We start from the raw sequence: 15,414 nt of genomic DNA, 5'->3' as shown, positions 1-15,414 counted from the left end.
GTACTATATTAGAGGACTTCTTTACAGAGTTTGTTTTAGCCTACGGTAAAAAAGCATTCATTAAAGAAGGGGAAAAGATTGAAACATGACCACATGAATAATATGAGCGAGAATACTGATCACCCGAAAATAAAGAACTCTTTATTTCAGGTGCGTTTGCCGTTTTTTTTAGGACTGGCGGTTGCAGTGGGCATTCTACTGGGGGCTACCCTGTTTCAACCCAGTACCAACAATCCGCAGGGCACGGCCCGAGGCTACCTTAAATTCAGGGAGATCCTGAGTTACATAGACCGCGAGTACGTAGACACCGTGAACACCGAGCGCCTGTCTGAGTTCGCCATCAACAAAATGCTGGAGAAACTGGACCCGCACTCCTCTTACATTCCTACCAGAGACCTGACCATGGCGCGCTCTTACTTAGAGAGCGACTTTGATGGCATTGGCGTGGAGTTCAACATCTTCAGAGACACCCTGTACGTGATTGCCCCTCTGAGCGGTGGTCCGTCTGAGCAGGTGGGCATTCAGGCCGGAGACAAGATCATTAAAGTTAACGGTGAGAACATTGCCGGGGTGAACATTTCCAATGATGTGGTTTTCAAGAAACTGAGAGGCCCGCGGGGTTCTAAGGTGAACCTTTCCGTGTTGCGCCCCAATGAAACCAAGCCGGTGCAATTCTCCGTGATCCGGCGTAAGATTCCGTCTGTTTCTGTAGATGCCGCTTACATGATTGACAAGCAGACCGGTTATATTAAAGTAAGCCGTTTCTCTAACGGAACCTATGAGGAGTTCAAAACCAAACTGGCCGGCCTGAAAAAGCAAGGCCTGCAGCGCCTCATCCTGGACCTTCGTGATAACCCCGGCGGGTATCTGGACCACGCCACCCGCATGGCCGATGAGTTCATTGCCGGAAACAAAAAACTGGTGTATACAGACGGCAAAGGCTCTAAATATGACGCCGACTATTATGCCAAGATGAAGGGCGATTTTGAGACCGGCGACCTGATCGTGCTGATCAATGAAGGCAGCGCCTCGGCGTCTGAGATTCTGGCCGGCGCCTTGCAGGACCATGACCGCGCCCTGATCGTGGGCCGCCGTTCCTTCGGGAAAGGGCTGGTGCAGGTGCCTATCCCATTGTCAGACGGCTCTGAGCTGCGCCTCACCATCTCCAGGTATTACACTCCCAGCGGGCGCTCCATCCAGAAACCGTATGACCCAGAATCTACTGAGGACTATGAGCAGGACATGGCCAACCGCTACAAGCACGGCGAGTTCTTCAGCCAGGACAGTATCAAGTTCAATGATTCGCTTAAATACAAAACCAGCCGCGGGCGGGTAGTGTACGGCGGCGGCGGTATCATGCCAGACGTGTTCGTGCCCCGTGACACCACAGATAACACGGAGCTGCTGACCGAGCTGTACCGCAAGAACGTACTGCGCGAATACGCCCTCAACTATTTCAGGGAGCACCGCAAGCAACTGGAAACCACTACGCTCACAGATTTCAGGGAGACGTTCCAGGTGACAGATGCTATGATGGCCTCTCTCCTGAAGCAGGCCAAGCGCGCCGATATCAAGATAGACAACGCAGAGCTGAAACGGTCAGAGAAAACCATCCAGAATAACCTCAAGGCGTTCATTGCCCGCAGCCGCTACGAGGCCGAAGGCTTCTACCCGGTCCTGAACGAGATTGACCCAGATTTCCAGAAGGCCCTGGGGCTTTTTGAACAGGCCAAACAGATAAGCCTTGGCAAAGTGACCACCACCGCCAAAAAGTAACCAAAAGCGCCGCCGGAAATTATTCCGGCGGCGCTTTTTTTGTTTATGGGCAGGAACTCCTAACTTATTCACCCAATCCAGCAATGGACCACGTATTTCAGGAACCACCCTCATTGAACAGACATGGCATATTATCATAGGTTAGGCAACATCCCGCGCAAACGGCACACGCAGTTCCGGAAACCAGACGGCACGCTGTACCATGAGCAACTGGTAGGCACGCTCGGCTTCTCGGGCGTCTCTTCGTTGCTCTACCACAACCACCCGCCCACCCGCATCACGCGCATAGGGGAGCCGGTGCCCTACGGTCCGGTTAAGTCAGACGTGCCCCTGGCGCCCTACCACCTGCGCCCCTTCAAAGGCGAGAGCACGGGCCAGGATTATCTGAGTGCCCGCAAGACGGTGCTCATGAACAATGACTGCACCATCTCCATATGCCTGCCCCAGGAACGTGAGATGACCTATTTCTATAAGAATGCCCTGGCCGATGAGATTGTGTTCATCCATGAAGGCTCCGGGGTGTTGCTCTCCCAGATGGGACGCCTGGAAGTGGAGCCCGGCGATTACGTGGTCATCCCCAGAACCATCATCCACCAATGGAAGTGGAACGAAGGCCCCGTGCGCCTGCTCATCACCGAAAGCTATAGCCCCGTGGAAACCGTTCGCCGCTACCGCAACCACTTCGGGCAGTTGCTGGAGCACTCGCCCTACTGTGAGCGCGACATCCGTCCGCCCCATGAACTGATGATTGATGACGCCTCCGGCGATTACCTGGTCCAGATCAAGAAGGAAGGCTTTCTGCACCAGTACCACTATGATTTCTCTCCGCTGGACGTGGTAGGCTGGGACGGCTATTTTTACCCCTATGCCTTTTCCATCCATGACTTTGAGCCCATTACCGGCCGCATTCATCAGCCACCGCCCGTGCACCAAACCTTTGAGACGCAGGGCTTCGTGGTCTGCTCGTTCGTGCCCCGCCTGTTTGACTACCACCCTGAGGCCATCCCGGCGCCCTACAACCACTCCAACGTAGACTCAGACGAGATTCTGTACTATGTGGCCGGTAACTTCATGAGCAGAAAGGGCATTGACATCGCGTCGTTCACCATTCACCCCAGCGGCCTTCCGCACGGCCCGCACCCCGGCACCGTTGAAGCCAGCATAGGCAAGAAAGAAACCCATGAACTGGCCGTCATGATTGACACCTTTAAGCCGCTGTATTTAACGGTAGAAGCCCTGGAACTGCTGGACCAGAACTACCCCATGAGCTGGAACCCAGACGTAGCTCCAGGAGCGCCAAGACCGGCCGATATGATGGATTAGCGTTTTGAGGCTGTTTTTGGGAAAACAGGCTGGAAATGGATTTGAAGGCAGAAGCCTCTCCGAAAGGAGAGGCTTCTGCCTTTTCTAGAATTATGTTTTAAAGGAAGTTTATAAACTTCCTCGTTTATTCACCACAAGTTTAGCGACAGCGTAACTTGTGGGTATCTAGTGCAGTAAGTTTATAAACTTACTTCTTCCCCTATGAGCCGCAGCTACAAAGTAAGAAACCAGCATTACCTGTACTTTGTCTCCTTCGCCACCGTGAACTGGATTGATGTGTTTACAAGAAGGGAATACAAAGACATCTTTGTGGAAAGCCTGAAGTACTGCATCAAGCACAAGGGTCTGGAGGTGTATGCCTGGTGCCTCATGTCCAACCACGCGCACCTCATCATCGGGTCAACCGGAGAAAAACTAGAGTATATCTTGCGGGACCTGAAGCGGCATACCTCCAAAGAACTGACCAAAGCTATTGAAGGGAATATCCACGAGAGCCGGCGGGCCTGGATGCTCTGGATGTTTGAGCGGGCCGGTAGCCAAAACCCAAACAATACGAAGTATCAATTCTGGCAACAGCACAACCACCCCATTGAATTAAGCACTAATCTATTACTGGAGCAGCGGCTGGAATATCTGCACCAGAATCCGGTAGAAGCAGGTTGGGTAGAGGAGCCGGACCATTATCTCTATAGCAGTGCCCGCGATTATGCCGGGCAGAAAGGGCTGGTGGAGGTAATGTTAGTGCAGTAGGAAGGAAGTTTATAAACTTCCAAATTAGCTACCCACAAGTTACGCTGGCGCTAAACTTGCGGGAGAAGTGGTTTCTTGCCTTTTTTTGGGAAACAGCCCCAAAATACCTCTTCAATTCTAATTCACTCAGCATAGCATAAACGAGTAAAGTGATGAAGATCACCCTTTTCGGTGACGGGGCTCCAGTGCAGAAGGGGAGGCGGGCGCCTACCTTTGTGTCATGGATTTGCAACGTACTTCTTCCCTTTCGTCTTCAGACTTAGTCAGGAAATATAATGTGCCGGTGCCCCGGTACACTAGTTACCCTACCGTGCCTTTTTGGGGCAATACCTTGCCCGCTACCCAGGCCTGGCAAGAAACGCTGCTGTCTACGTTTACCGCTTCTAACAAAGATGAGGGCATTAGCCTGTACCTGCACCTGCCGTTCTGCGAAAGCCTGTGCACCTACTGCGGTTGCAACAAGCGCATCACCAAAAACCACGGTGTAGAACCCATTTACCTCAAGGCCATTCTGCAGGAGTGGGACAAATACTTGGCCCTGTTCTCAGAGAAACCGGTCATCCGGGAAATACACCTGGGCGGCGGAACACCCACCTTCTTCAGCCCCGAGAACCTGACCCATCTTCTGACCAAGCTGCTGGCCAACGCCGATGTGCACCCGCAGCATGAGTTCAGCTTTGAAGGGCACCCCAACAACACTACCGCTGAGCACCTCCAGGCCCTGTATGACATTGGTTTCAGAAGGGTAAGCTACGGCGTGCAGGACCTCTCAGAGAAAGTGCAGAAAGCCATTAACCGTATTCAGCCCCTGAAGAACCTTGTGCAGGCCACTGAGTTGGCCCGGGAGATAGGCTACACCTCCGTGAACTATGACTTGATCTACGGACTGCCGTTCCAGACCCAGGAAAGCATTGCGGAGACGTTCCGGCAGGTCATCGCCTTGAAACCAGATCGCATTGCCTACTACAGCTACGCCCACGTGCCGTGGAAAGAGAAATCGCAGCGGGCGTACTCAGAAGAAGACCTTCCGGCGGAAGATGAGAAACTGGCCCTCTATACTCTAGGGCAAGCTATGCTGCTGGAAGCCGGTTATGAAGACGTTGGCATGGACCACTTCGCGTTTCCTGAGGAGGAACTGTGCGTGGCCCAGCGCGAAGGCCGCCTGCACCGCAACTTTATGGGCTACACCACCAACCAGACCCAGTTGATGGTCGGCCTGGGCGTATCGGCTATCAGTGACCTGTACCGCGGGTATGTGCAGAACGTGAAAACGGTGGAAGAATATTACGCCCTGCTGGCAATGGGCGAGTGGCCTGTCATGAAAGGCTACCTGTTAACCGAGTTGGACGTACAGATGCGCCGCCATATCCTGGACATTGCCTGCAACGGCCAGACCAACTGGCAAGACAGCCCGGCCCTAGCCCTTATCGAGGAGAAAGTAGTGCCCGCCCTGCAAGACCTGGCCGCCGATGGCCTGATTGAACTGGGCCAAAATGAACTGAAATTAACTACTACCGGTCGCCGGTTCCTGCGCTCCGTGTGTGCCGCTTTTGACCTTTACCTGAAGGCTACCCCGGCAGAAGGCCCAGCCAAGCCGATGTTTAGTAAGGCAGTTTAATCAATGCGTTTTAAGGCCTTTTTCTGAAAAACGGGCCTAAAACAGAAACCATCAGGCCGTGCCTGGGCCAAAAGAAATCAGAGGAATGAATCGGTGCCCGCCGAAAAGATATTTTGTTTGTTAGTAATGGTGAGAGGGAAGGCGAGGATTTTGTCTTAGTCATCCAGCAGTGTCAGGTGGTGCAACACCTGACACTTTTTTATGCCCCTATCTGGTCTTCTCCTTACTTGACCGCCATTGTTGGTGTTCTCATCAACAACCGTGACTGCCTGGAAACCACACACGAAAGGACTCGTGCTTCACCAGGAGGAAATTAATCTTTCCTGAGCCTTTTGTACACCATAATGGCGGCCATGAGCAGCACGGAGAGCGCTATGAAACCCAGTACGCCCCAGGTAGCGCTGAGGCCGTTTTTAAGCACCACCAAAAATACAATGGCTACCAGTAGGAGGGTAGCCACCTCATTCCAGACCCGAAGGGCAGTGGAGCTTTGCCGTATCTCGCCGCGCTGCTGTTGGCTGAAAATACGCTGGCAGTAAAACTGGTAGGCCAACAACCCGGCCACAAACCCCAGTTTCATCCAGAGCCACGCAGGAATAGGCAGGTAAAACCGCAATAGGCTCAAACCTAAAATGACAGTGATAATGGCCGAGGGCCACGTGATGCCGTACCACAGGCGCCGCTGCATAAGCGCAAACTGTTTCTGCAGAATGCTTTTCTCGGGTTCGGGTTTTTGGGCGGCCTCGGCGTAGTACACAAACAGGCGCACAATATAGAAGAGCCCGGCAAACCAGGTCACAATGAAAATGATGTGCAGGGCTTTCAGGTAAGAGTAACTCATAAGAATAGCTGCTAAGGAAAAGAAGCCGGGGCTTTCTCCTGCAAAAATGGGAGGTTGTCTCTTAGAAACCTACAGGATGTTTAGCCAAAGGGCAAATTCCTGTTTCGGGCCCGTTTTCTGGAAAACAGGCCCAAAACAGCGTTACAGAGTCATGCGCACGCCCACGGCCAGGTTGAGAATGTCTGGGATGGAAATGCCTTTGTTGCGGTACTTGTCAATGATCATGACCTCGCTGCTGCCAATCTCGCCGTAAAACTCTCCGTAAATAGGCCGGTTTCTGCCCTTGAAATTCCTGCCCAAAGAGGAGCCCACAAACGGAAGTATACGGGTGGCCGTGGGCCAGATGTAGTAGCCGTTGGGGTATTTCTTGGGGAAGAAGGTCTCAAACTGTTCGCCAATGGTCATGCTAATGCCGGCGCCCGCCTTTATCCAGCTGATCATGAAATCTTTGTACAGGGGCTTGGGGTGCGATTGGTAGTAGATTCTGGTGGTAAACGTGTGGGTGGTGTTCTTGAACCCATGGTTGGGCGAGAAGCCATACATGAGCTCAGCGTTGGTGCGGTCATGCTTGCCAAAGTCATAACCGATGCCCGCCGATAGAACACCGATTAGCCCGGCGTGCTGCATGACCAGGTAGTCTGGGGCCCAGCGGCTGTTCTTGGGGCGGTCCACTTTGTCAGTTTTAAGCGTGTCATCCTGCGCCAGGCCCTGCAAGGGTAGGGTAAGGCAAAGCAGTAGACAGAGGTGGGTGATATGGCGCATACAGGCTAAAACTCTATTTTCTCAAAGGTAGCCTGGGAGCCTATTACGGTCACAATCACGTAGCTCCGTTTCTGCGAAGCCGCTGCGGTTACATAGGTAATGCCGTCATTGTAAGGCTGGTCCACCCGATAATAATGGGTATGGCCGTGTAGCGAAAGGCGTACGCCGTACTTGCGCATAAGGTAGGCATAGGCGTGTTCTTTGGCCTTATTCGCTTCCTGGTTGCTGGGCACCATGTGGGAAATCACAAACTTATTGAGGATATGCGCGGGTGTCTGCAGTTCCTTCTCCAACCAGCCAATGTCTGGGACGCTTTCATCAAACTCCAGAAAATTGGTGTTCAGGAAAATGAATTTATTGGCCCCGAAGGTAAACGAATGGTCAAGGGCCCCATACATCTCTTTGTACACCTTGTCCCCGTCGCCCAGGCAGTCATGGTTGCCTATAACCGGCACGTACGGCACCTTCAGTTTAGACAGGACCCGGTGCATGCGCTCAAACTCATCTGTAAAGGCATAATTGGTTAAATCTCCCCCGTGCAGGACAAAGGCAATGTCACGGGTATTCATGTCTTTGACCATGTCCTCGGTCTCATCAAAAAATCCCTGAGTATCTGAGGTGAAGGCAAACCGGAGAGGAGTCTGGGCGTCGTAGCGGGCTTCCAGGGCTTTGATTCTGGATACGTTCTCGGCTGTCACGTCTTTGAATTCAAGCTTACCCTCATACGGGTGGTTCTGAAAAGCGTCACAGGAGGAAAGGAGGAGCACTAAAAAGAGTACGGCCACTCGCCTGACAAACAAGCGAAGCATAGGAACGTTCATGGGAAAAATGAAAAGTAATAAATATCCCCCTATACCATTTCTGGCGAGAAGGGTTGTGGCCTAAGTGTTAAAAGGGTACAATAGTACCTGAAAAAACCAAAATAAAAGGTCTTTTAATGCCTAATGCTTTGACTTATATAGATATATTTGTTTTTACGTGAAAGAATGGCCGCTCTGCATCGCACTATTTCAATTGTTCTCTTGTCTGTTATATGCAATACAGCATGTAAGCAAATGAAAGATTCTGGGTCTGTAAAACAGGCGCAAGATGCGCAGGGGGGTGTTTTGTCTAAAGGGAAGGCTGGGCGGCCCAGACCTGCCATTGAGGTACCGGCGCCCCTTGCTCCCGGCACGGCCCAGGTGCTTATTAAGGTCTCAAAAATCTTAACTGCGTCTGCCCCCGGAGGCCCGGCATGCGCCCAAGGCAACTGCCAGGCAGAAGCCAGGGTAAAGGCGGTGATGGGCTACGGCGCCGGTTTTCAGGACGCCTTTGGCGAAGGGCAAATAATTAAGGTGTATTTCCCGGCGGGGATGAAGTTGGTAGAGAAGGGTGAACGGCAGATAGAAGTACAGGACCTACTAGAGGTAAACCTAATGGCCCCCACGCCTGCAAATGGTTGGTTTACCGTCAACTCCTTCTCCCGAAGAAAATAGTACCTGCCTTGGGCAGACCCTGTTTTTAAAACAGGAGTAATCAAAGCATACATTCAAATTTTAGTATCCAACCATAGTAGACACTTTTACTTTTAGTGCATGAACCGTACTGCTCCGCAGCGCCAATTTGTTCTTTCTGGCCTTTTGCTCCTGGTTTTTGGGGCCTTATTGTCCTTCGCTTCTTTTATTCCGGGTTTAAAAAAGCAGGATTCCCATTTTTCGTTAGAGGGCTTATCTGCCGCCGGTAAACTGTCACGGGCAGAGCGGCTGCACAAGAAAGGCGCCATTGGCACCAAAGACAAACCAGAAGCCCGCGCCGACTATGAGTTTGACCGGTTGAAAGACCCGGCCACCGGGGTAATCCCCAAAGGCATACGGGAACTGGAACTGGCCGTGGCCGCCACTATTCCCACCGTGGAGCAGGTAGAGCGCATGAAGAACCCCTACGGGTTGTTTGCCAGCACCGCCTGGAACAGCCGCGGGCCCTTTAACGTGGGTGGCCGTACCCGCGCCATGGCCCTTGACGTGACCAATGAGGACCACATTCTGGCCGGTGGCGTGTCTGGCGGAATGTGGCGCAGCACCAATGGCGGCAACTCCTGGGTGAAAGTTACCGGGCCAGACCAGTTGCACAGTGTCACCACCATCACGCAAGACAAACGCCCCGGCAAAACCAATATCTGGTACTATGGTACCGGGGAGATCCTGGGCAACTCGGCCGGGAAAACCGGCGCCTCCTACCTGGGCAATGGCGTCTTTAAGTCAATTGACAACGGCGTCACCTGGAACCCGCTGCCTGCCACACAATCGATTAATCCTACCACGTTCAATAACGTGTTCCAATACATGTACCGGGTAGCCACGGCGCCTAGCCCTACCCAGGATGAGGTATATGCTGCTACGCCTTCTGCTATCTGGAGGTCTGTAGACGGTGGTACCAGTTGGGGTATTGTTTTGGGCGGCGGAGCCGCGGCCTATTCCTCCAGTTCCTATTTTACAGATATTACCGTTAGCCCCGCCGGGGTGAAGTACGCGGGCATGAGCCAGTTCGCCAATGGAGGTGCTTCTACCGTGAAAGGGGCGTTCCGGTCATTGGATGGGGTAAACTGGACCAATATCACGCCTGCCAATTGGCCTGCCACGTACCGGCGCATTGTCATGGACGTGTCTAAGTCTGATGAGAACACCGTGTACTTTTTCCTTTACACAGAAAACAACGCGGCGGCCAAGGCTAACCTCTGGAAGTACCAGTACCTTTCCGGCGACGGGAGCGGTTCTGGCGGCGAATGGACGGACCTTTCGGCTAACCTGCCTATGTTGGGCGGTTCTTCGGGTAACTTAGACCTGCAGGGCGGTTACAACATGGTGGTGAAAGTGAAGCCAGACAACTCAGATGTGGTGGTGCTGGGCGGCACTAATCTGTATGTCTCTATTGATGGGTTTGCCTCTACGGCCACCACGCGCAAGATTGGGGGGTATAATCCTTCCAACACCAACTACGCGCTGTACCCCAACCATCACCCAGACCAGCATGAGTTCATCTTCTACCCGTCAAATCCGGCCAAGACCCTTTCCAGCCATGACGGCGGCATTAGCCGAACCAGTAACGTGCTGGCCTCTTCCGTGGCCTGGGAATCTCTGAACCGCGGCTACCAGACCACCCAGTTCTACAGCGTGGCCATGGACCTGAACACCCAGGATGATTTTGTGGTGGGCGGCATGCAGGACAACGGAACCTGGTCTGTGAGTGACATAGACGCTACAACTCTGTGGGAAGAAGAACTGGGCGGCGACGGCTCCTTTACAGCCGTGACCAAGCACTCCCTTTACGTGTCTGTGCAGAACGGAACCGTGTACCGCTATATCTTTGATGATGCCGGCACCTACAAAGGCTATTCCCGTATTGATCCGCCTACCGGCAAAGGATATCTCTTCATTAACCCTTATTCCATTGACCCTAACAATGAGTACACGGTCTACATTCCGGCCGGCGATTCTCTCTGGCGGAACCGAAACGTGGCCCTGCTGCCCACGGGAACTACCCATTCATCCTTGGGCTGGGAAGTAGTCGCTGATATCAATGATGCAGAGACTATTTCAGCGGTGTCGGTGAGCAAGACCCCGGCCGACGTGGTGTACTTTGGCACGCGCAACGGGAAAGTGTACAGACTGCAGGAGGCCTCCCCGGGGTACGTAGATGTGTCAGGAACTAACTTCCCGGTCGGCGCCAACGTGGGTTGTATTGCCGTAGACCCCCGTGATGCCAACAAAGCCGTAGTGGCCTTTACCAACTACCGCGTGGAAAGCCTTTTCTACACCACCAACGGCGGCGCTTCCTGGACCGCCGTTTCCGGTAACCTGGAAGAAGCCGGCAAATCGGCCACGATCGGGAACGGTCCTTCCACCCGCTGGGTGTCTATCTTGCCCGAGGAAGGCGGCGGTACCAAGTTCTTCGTGGGCACCAGCACCGGCCTGTACTCCACGGGTTCTTTGGACGGCTCTTCCACCAACTGGCTTCAGGAGGGGGGCAGCAGTATTGGCCAGGTGCCTATTGACATGGTCATCAGCCGTACCACCGATAACCTGGTTTTGGTAGGAACCCACGGCAATGGCGTGTTCAGCCGTCGCTACTCGGGCCCGCTGGCCACCAAAGACGAGATTGAGAAAGTGGCGCAACTGGGCTTGCAGCAGAACTACCCTAACCCGTTCCGGCAAGGAGGTTCTACCATTATTCCGTTTACCCTTGAAAAAGCCACTGACGTGAAGTTGGTGGTGTATGACCTGAGCGGTAAACTGGTGACCACGCTGGTAAGCGGCAAAAAACCGGCCGGGCAGCACCAGGTTACCTGGAGCGGGCGCGGAGCCGGCGGGCAAACCATGCCTTCAGGCACCTACCTCTACCAACTGACCCTGGACGGCAAGCGCTACACCAAACGGATGGCCTTTATCAGGTAACCCTAAGGCTTCTTATAAAAGAAAGGGGCTGGAGAGAATTCTTTCCAGCCCCTTTCTTTTATAAGTGATCCAATACCTTTGGTAAGCCTTTGCGTTTTACGGCCATTTTGCTGAAAACAGGCCTGAAACGCACTTTTTACCGCTTCAGGTATTGAGCGTATTCCTTGGCGAAATAAGTAAGGATGATATCGGCGCCGGCGCGTTTCATGCTAAGCAGCGTTTCCAGCATCACTTTCTCGCCGTCTAGCCAGCCGTTCTGGGCGGCAGCCTTCACCATGGCATACTCACCGCTTACGTTGTAGGCGGCAATAGGCAGGCTGGAGTTGTCACGTAGGAGTTTGATCACGTCCAGGTAAGAAAGCGCCGGTTTCACCATCAGGTAATCGGCTCCTTCCAGGGTGTCCAGCTCGGCCTCAATGAGGGCCTCGCGGCTGTTGGCGGGGTTCATCTGGTAGGTTTTCTTATCGCCGTGTTTAGGGGCGGACTCCAGGGCATCCCGGAACGGGCCATAGAATGCGCTGGCATACTTGGCGGTGTAGCTCATGATGGCCACGTGCCCGAAGGCGTGCTTGTCCAGGATCTGACGGATGTGCGCCACCCGGCCGTCCATCATATCTGAAGGGGCCACAATATCGGCGCCGGCCTGAGCCTGGGCCAAAGCCATCTGGCCCAGCACCTCTAAGGAGGCGTCGTTGATAATTTCGCCGTTGTCTACAATGCCGTCATGGCCGTCACTGCTGTACGGGTCCATGGCCACGTCGGTGGCGAGCATGATGCCGGGGAACTGGCGCTTGAGCTCCACTATGGTCTTCAGGTACAGGCCTTCGGGGTTTTTGCTTTCCTGCGCGAAGCGGTCTTTTTTCTCCTCGGCAATATTGGGGAATGGCGCAAACGCCTTAATGCCCAGCTCCACGCACTGGCCTACCTCATCCACCAGCCGGTCAAGGCTGAAGCGGGAGATGCCAGGCATAGAGGCAATAGCTTGGGAAACGTTCTGGCCTTCGGTAACAAATATAGGATAGATGAGGTCATGCAGGCTCAGGTGATTCTCCTGTACCAGGTTCCTGATCACTTCTGACTTGCGGTTGCGGCGGGGCCGACGGGTTAAGTGGTTCATAGCAGCTAGGTTAGGTGAGCGAGCGGGTATGTATGACCGCTTGCCGCTGGTATAACAAAAAGGAGCCTGAAAAAGTGTAGGGGAAGGTAAAAATCCACGCTACCCAGGTCCGGGCGCAAAGGTACGGCAATAGGTGAAATTGCCCTATCTTTTTATGGATGCAAAGGCCGTTGTCTGTTTTAAGGCCGTTTTTGGGAAAACAGGCCTAAAACAGACGAGCTGCCCCAATTTAAAATCAGGGCAGCTCTTGGTAATGGGATTTAGGACAGGAATTTAAAACTCCTCCAGGGTTCTCTCAATAATATCGCAGCATTCATTCAGCTGCTCCTCAGTGATTACCAGCGGCGGCGCGAACCGGATGATATCGCCGTGGGTAGGCTTGGCCAGCAGGCCGTTCTCCATCAGTTTCACGCAGACATCCCAGGCGGTGCGTCCGTCTGAAGTAGGTTGGATGACCACGGCGTTGAGCAGTCCGCGGCCCCGCACCAGGCTTACCAGTTCGGGGTGGCGGGCCTTGAGTTGGTTCATGCGGTCCCTGAAGATTTCGCCCAGGCGCATGGCATTCTCGGTTAATTTCTCTTTTTGGATCACCTCCAGGGCAGCCACGGCCACGGCGCAGGCCAACGGATTCCCGCCAAAAGTAGAGCCGTGCTCACCCGGCTGAATGCTGAGCATGATGTGGTCATCGGCGAGGGCCGCAGACACGGGCAGCACGCCACCGGAAAGCGCTTTGCCCAGAATCAAAATATCTGGCTTGATGCCGTCATAGTCAGAGGCCAGCATCTTGCCGGTGCGGCCAATACCGGTCTGAATCTCATCTACAATCAAGAGCACGTTGTATTTGGTGCACAGCGCCTTGGCCTTGGCCAGGTAGCCTTCTGAGGGCACCATTACGCCGGCCTCGCCCTGAATGGGCTCCACCAGAAACGCGCAAATGTGCAGGTTCTCCTGCAGCGTCTGCTCCAACGCCTCAATGTTGTCATAAGGAATTACCTTGTAGCCCGGCATGTACGGCCCAAAACCGGTGGTGCTACTGGGGTCAGTGCTAAAGGAGATAATACCCGTGGTACGGCCATGGAAGTTATGCTCCACTACTACAATCTCGGCGTGGTGCGGGGGAATCAGTTTTTCTTTATAGCCCCACTTGCGGGCCAGTTTGATAGCAGTCTCCACGGCCTCGGCACCGGAGTTCATAAGTAGGGCCTTGTCATAGCCAAACAGTTCGCAGAGGTATTTTTCGGCAGGACCGAGTTTGTCGTTATAGAAAGCGCGGGAGGTAAGGGTGAGTTGCTGCGCCTGCTCGGTGAGGGCATTGATGATATGCGGGTGGCAATGCCCCTGGTTCACGGCACTGTACGCACTCAGGAAGTCATAGTACTGCTTTCCTTCCACGTCCCACAGGAACACTCCCTCGCCGCGGGTCAGCACCACAGGCAGTGGGTGGTAATTATGGGCGCCGTACTTGTCTTCTAAAGCGATAGCCTCCTGGCTGGAAGTGATGGTGGAAGTTTCCATAGGAAATAGGGTTAAGGTTAGGGAAAGCGCGACCAATTCTCTCTTTCCAGATTTGAATTAATACGCAGGAACCGTTGGCGGAGATAAAAGTAACTAAATTCTTTGAGGGAAAAACTACTGGCAGTTTGTGCTTCTGGTGTTGGCAGAGTGGGCGAGGAAGAGGATGGCAGAAGTGGTGGTTGCCCTCTGGTAACACTAACAACAGCAGGCCGCATTGGCATTTAGGGAGAAAGAACCAAAGAACGCTCTTCCGGATTTGCAATCCGGAAGTTACGAAAGGGGGATTTGTAATCCTCTACCCGCACCTTAAAGACAAAGAAGAAGGTGCCATTGGCTTTATTATATGGCGCGGAAGTTAATAATCTGCTGGTGTAAACACCCCTCTGCGCTCCCCTCAAGGGGAGAGTCCTCGCTAATAAGCTGTATTACAGCTTTGACGCATTCCTCAATTCCAGCCTTTCGTCTGAGCGCTTGGCACTCGACCCGGTGCCGCGAGTGCGCCTGACCCTGCAGGGCCAGGCGAGAGGGTACAGCGCGAGGGCGGAAGGCGGGGCCCCGCGGCCGTGAGCGCTCGGAGGGGAAAGATGAAACAACAAAGCCCATGAAGCCATAGACAAACCGCCCTTCCAAGGCGAAAGCAAATTCGTATTCCTAAAATTCTTCCTTCCATCGCTCTAAATAGAAACAAAACTTTCCTGCTACGCCATTCCCCCTTACCTTTGCCCCATGAAAGCGAAACCGCAGCCCCTGGAGCCCGGAGACTTCTATTTTAATGAGCAGGGGTTGATGGTGTTCACGGCGCAGTACCACCAGAGAAGAGGCTTCTGTTGCCAGAGCGGCTGCAAGCATTGTCCCTTTGGTTTCCGTAAAACAGACCCTTCTTCTCCCGCGAGTGGAAGCAAAAATGGGCCTGAGAACGGGTAAATCGCTTTTTAAGAACGCATTAAAGAAAAAAGTTGTGAGCGAGGGTTGACATTCCACATCTTTTTGCGGATATTTGCATCCCTTTTGTAATAAACGATACTAACGATACAATGGCACGAGTTTGTGATTTAACCGGTAAAAGAGTGCAGGTGGGTAACCGCGTTTCGCACGCCAACAATAAGACGAAGCGTAAGTTCTTCCCTAACTTGCAGAAGAAACGCTTTTACATCCCAGAAGAAGATGCATGGGTAACCCTTAAAGTTTCTACTTCTGCCCTTCGTAACATCACCAAAAACGGCATCTCTGCTGTTTTGAAGAAAGCAAAAGCAGACGGTTATATCGTTTACTAAGTTTCTGC

The 15,414-nt window shown here is 53.3% G+C and carries 13 protein-coding genes; 8 read left to right on the top strand and 5 right to left on the bottom strand.

Going from position 1 to position 15,414, the window contains the following annotated elements; translation table 11 throughout:
- Positions 1 to 102: 102 nt before the first annotated feature.
- The 4 genes from TH63_RS15890 to hemN all read left to right on the top strand — a co-directional run bounded on the left by TH63_RS15890 (position 103) and on the right by hemN (position 5,467).
- Positions 103 to 1,776 carry a S41 family peptidase gene (locus tag TH63_RS15890; protein WP_048922902.1) on the top strand — a complete coding sequence of 558 codons (1,674 nt, stop codon included), beginning with the start codon at positions 103 to 105 and terminating at the stop codon, positions 1,774 to 1,776.
- Positions 1,777 to 1,899: 123 nt separating this feature from the next.
- On the top strand, positions 1,900 to 3,099 hold the full coding sequence (locus TH63_RS15885; RefSeq protein WP_048921811.1) for a homogentisate 1,2-dioxygenase: 1,200 nt from the start codon (positions 1,900 to 1,902) through the stop codon (positions 3,097 to 3,099).
- 201 nt (positions 3,100 to 3,300) lie between these two features.
- The gene (locus tag TH63_RS15880) at positions 3,301 to 3,849 is read left to right on the top strand and encodes an REP-associated tyrosine transposase (RefSeq protein WP_048921810.1); all 549 of its coding nucleotides are present in this window, start codon (positions 3,301 to 3,303) and stop codon (positions 3,847 to 3,849) included.
- 220 nt (positions 3,850 to 4,069) lie between these two features.
- Positions 4,070 to 5,467, top strand: coding sequence for an oxygen-independent coproporphyrinogen III oxidase (gene hemN, locus TH63_RS15875; protein ID WP_048921809.1), 1,398 nt, complete (start codon positions 4,070 to 4,072; stop codon positions 5,465 to 5,467).
- 313 nt (positions 5,468 to 5,780) lie between these two features.
- On the opposite strand, the gene TH63_RS15870 is transcribed toward hemN, so the two are convergent.
- From TH63_RS15870 to TH63_RS15860, 3 genes are all read right to left on the bottom strand, one after another.
- A complete protein-coding gene (locus TH63_RS15870) occupies positions 5,781 to 6,308 on the bottom strand; it encodes a CopD family protein (protein WP_048921808.1) in 528 nt (175 codons plus the stop codon).
- 141 nt (positions 6,309 to 6,449) lie between these two features.
- Positions 6,450 to 7,070 (bottom strand): hypothetical protein, encoded by a 621-nt coding sequence (locus tag TH63_RS15865; protein WP_048921807.1) that lies wholly within the window; start codon positions 7,068 to 7,070, stop codon positions 6,450 to 6,452.
- A 5-nt stretch (positions 7,071 to 7,075) separates the two neighbouring features.
- Positions 7,076 to 7,891: a metallophosphoesterase family protein gene (locus TH63_RS15860; protein WP_082161758.1), complete on the bottom strand. Its 816-nt coding sequence runs from the start codon at positions 7,889 to 7,891 to the stop codon at positions 7,076 to 7,078.
- 234 nt (positions 7,892 to 8,125) lie between these two features.
- Between TH63_RS15860 and TH63_RS15855 the strand changes: the two genes are divergently transcribed.
- Both TH63_RS15855 and TH63_RS15850 read left to right on the top strand, forming a co-directional pair.
- Entirely contained in the window at positions 8,126 to 8,545 is a 420-nt protein-coding gene (locus TH63_RS15855) for a hypothetical protein (RefSeq protein WP_048921805.1), read from the top strand.
- Positions 8,546 to 8,644: 99 nt separating this feature from the next.
- Positions 8,645 to 11,500 (top strand): FlgD immunoglobulin-like domain containing protein, encoded by a 2,856-nt coding sequence (locus tag TH63_RS15850; RefSeq protein WP_048921804.1) that lies wholly within the window; start codon positions 8,645 to 8,647, stop codon positions 11,498 to 11,500.
- 136 nt (positions 11,501 to 11,636) lie between these two features.
- Here TH63_RS15850 and hemB read toward each other — a convergent pair whose 3' ends face one another.
- Together hemB and rocD are read right to left on the bottom strand one after the other, a co-directional pair.
- Positions 11,637 to 12,617: a porphobilinogen synthase gene (gene hemB, locus TH63_RS15845; protein ID WP_048921803.1), complete on the bottom strand. Its 981-nt coding sequence runs from the start codon at positions 12,615 to 12,617 to the stop codon at positions 11,637 to 11,639.
- A gap of 273 nt (positions 12,618 to 12,890) precedes the next feature.
- Positions 12,891 to 14,132, bottom strand: coding sequence for an ornithine--oxo-acid transaminase (rocD, locus tag TH63_RS15840; protein ID WP_048921802.1), 1,242 nt, complete (start codon positions 14,130 to 14,132; stop codon positions 12,891 to 12,893).
- A 726-nt stretch (positions 14,133 to 14,858) separates the two neighbouring features.
- Here rocD and TH63_RS15830 point away from each other — a divergent pair.
- Entirely contained in the window at positions 14,859 to 15,056 is a 198-nt protein-coding gene (locus TH63_RS15830) for a DUF5522 domain-containing protein (RefSeq protein WP_048921800.1), read from the top strand.
- 110 nt (positions 15,057 to 15,166) lie between these two features.
- Positions 15,167 to 15,406, top strand: coding sequence for a 50S ribosomal protein L28 (rpmB, locus tag TH63_RS15825; protein WP_048921799.1), 240 nt, complete (start codon positions 15,167 to 15,169; stop codon positions 15,404 to 15,406).
- Positions 15,407 to 15,414: the final 8 nt, after the last annotated feature.

The organism is Rufibacter radiotolerans (assembly GCF_001078055.1).
Classification (GTDB): Bacteria; Bacteroidota; Bacteroidia; order Cytophagales; family Hymenobacteraceae; genus Nibribacter; species Nibribacter radiotolerans.
Note: the sequence above shows the minus strand (reverse complement) of the source record. Positions and strands in the feature narration are given on the sequence as shown.

What these genes read in the sequence shown, in the direction of transcription:
- TH63_RS15890 (WP_048922902.1), top strand. Translation starts at nt 103, where the DNA reads ATGAGCGAGAATACTGATCACCCGAAAATAAAGAACTCTTTATTTCAG.
- TH63_RS15885 (WP_048921811.1), top strand. Translation starts at nt 1,900, where the DNA reads ATGGCATATTATCATAGGTTAGGCAACATCCCGCGCAAACGGCACACG.
- TH63_RS15880 (WP_048921810.1), top strand. Translation starts at nt 3,301, where the DNA reads ATGAGCCGCAGCTACAAAGTAAGAAACCAGCATTACCTGTACTTTGTC.
- hemN (WP_048921809.1), top strand. Translation starts at nt 4,070, where the DNA reads ATGGATTTGCAACGTACTTCTTCCCTTTCGTCTTCAGACTTAGTCAGG.
- TH63_RS15870 (WP_048921808.1), bottom strand. Translation starts at nt 6,308, where the DNA reads ATGAGTTACTCTTACCTGAAAGCCCTGCACATCATTTTCATTGTGACC.
- TH63_RS15865 (WP_048921807.1), bottom strand. Translation starts at nt 7,070, where the DNA reads ATGCGCCATATCACCCACCTCTGTCTACTGCTTTGCCTTACCCTACCC.
- TH63_RS15860 (WP_082161758.1), bottom strand. Translation starts at nt 7,891, where the DNA reads ATGAACGTTCCTATGCTTCGCTTGTTTGTCAGGCGAGTGGCCGTACTC.
- TH63_RS15855 (WP_048921805.1), top strand. Translation starts at nt 8,126, where the DNA reads ATGAAAGATTCTGGGTCTGTAAAACAGGCGCAAGATGCGCAGGGGGGT.
- TH63_RS15850 (WP_048921804.1), top strand. Translation starts at nt 8,645, where the DNA reads ATGAACCGTACTGCTCCGCAGCGCCAATTTGTTCTTTCTGGCCTTTTG.
- hemB (WP_048921803.1), bottom strand. Translation starts at nt 12,617, where the DNA reads ATGAACCACTTAACCCGTCGGCCCCGCCGCAACCGCAAGTCAGAAGTG.
- rocD (WP_048921802.1), bottom strand. Translation starts at nt 14,132, where the DNA reads ATGGAAACTTCCACCATCACTTCCAGCCAGGAGGCTATCGCTTTAGAA.
- TH63_RS15830 (WP_048921800.1), top strand. Translation starts at nt 14,859, where the DNA reads ATGAAAGCGAAACCGCAGCCCCTGGAGCCCGGAGACTTCTATTTTAAT.
- rpmB (WP_048921799.1), top strand. Translation starts at nt 15,167, where the DNA reads ATGGCACGAGTTTGTGATTTAACCGGTAAAAGAGTGCAGGTGGGTAAC.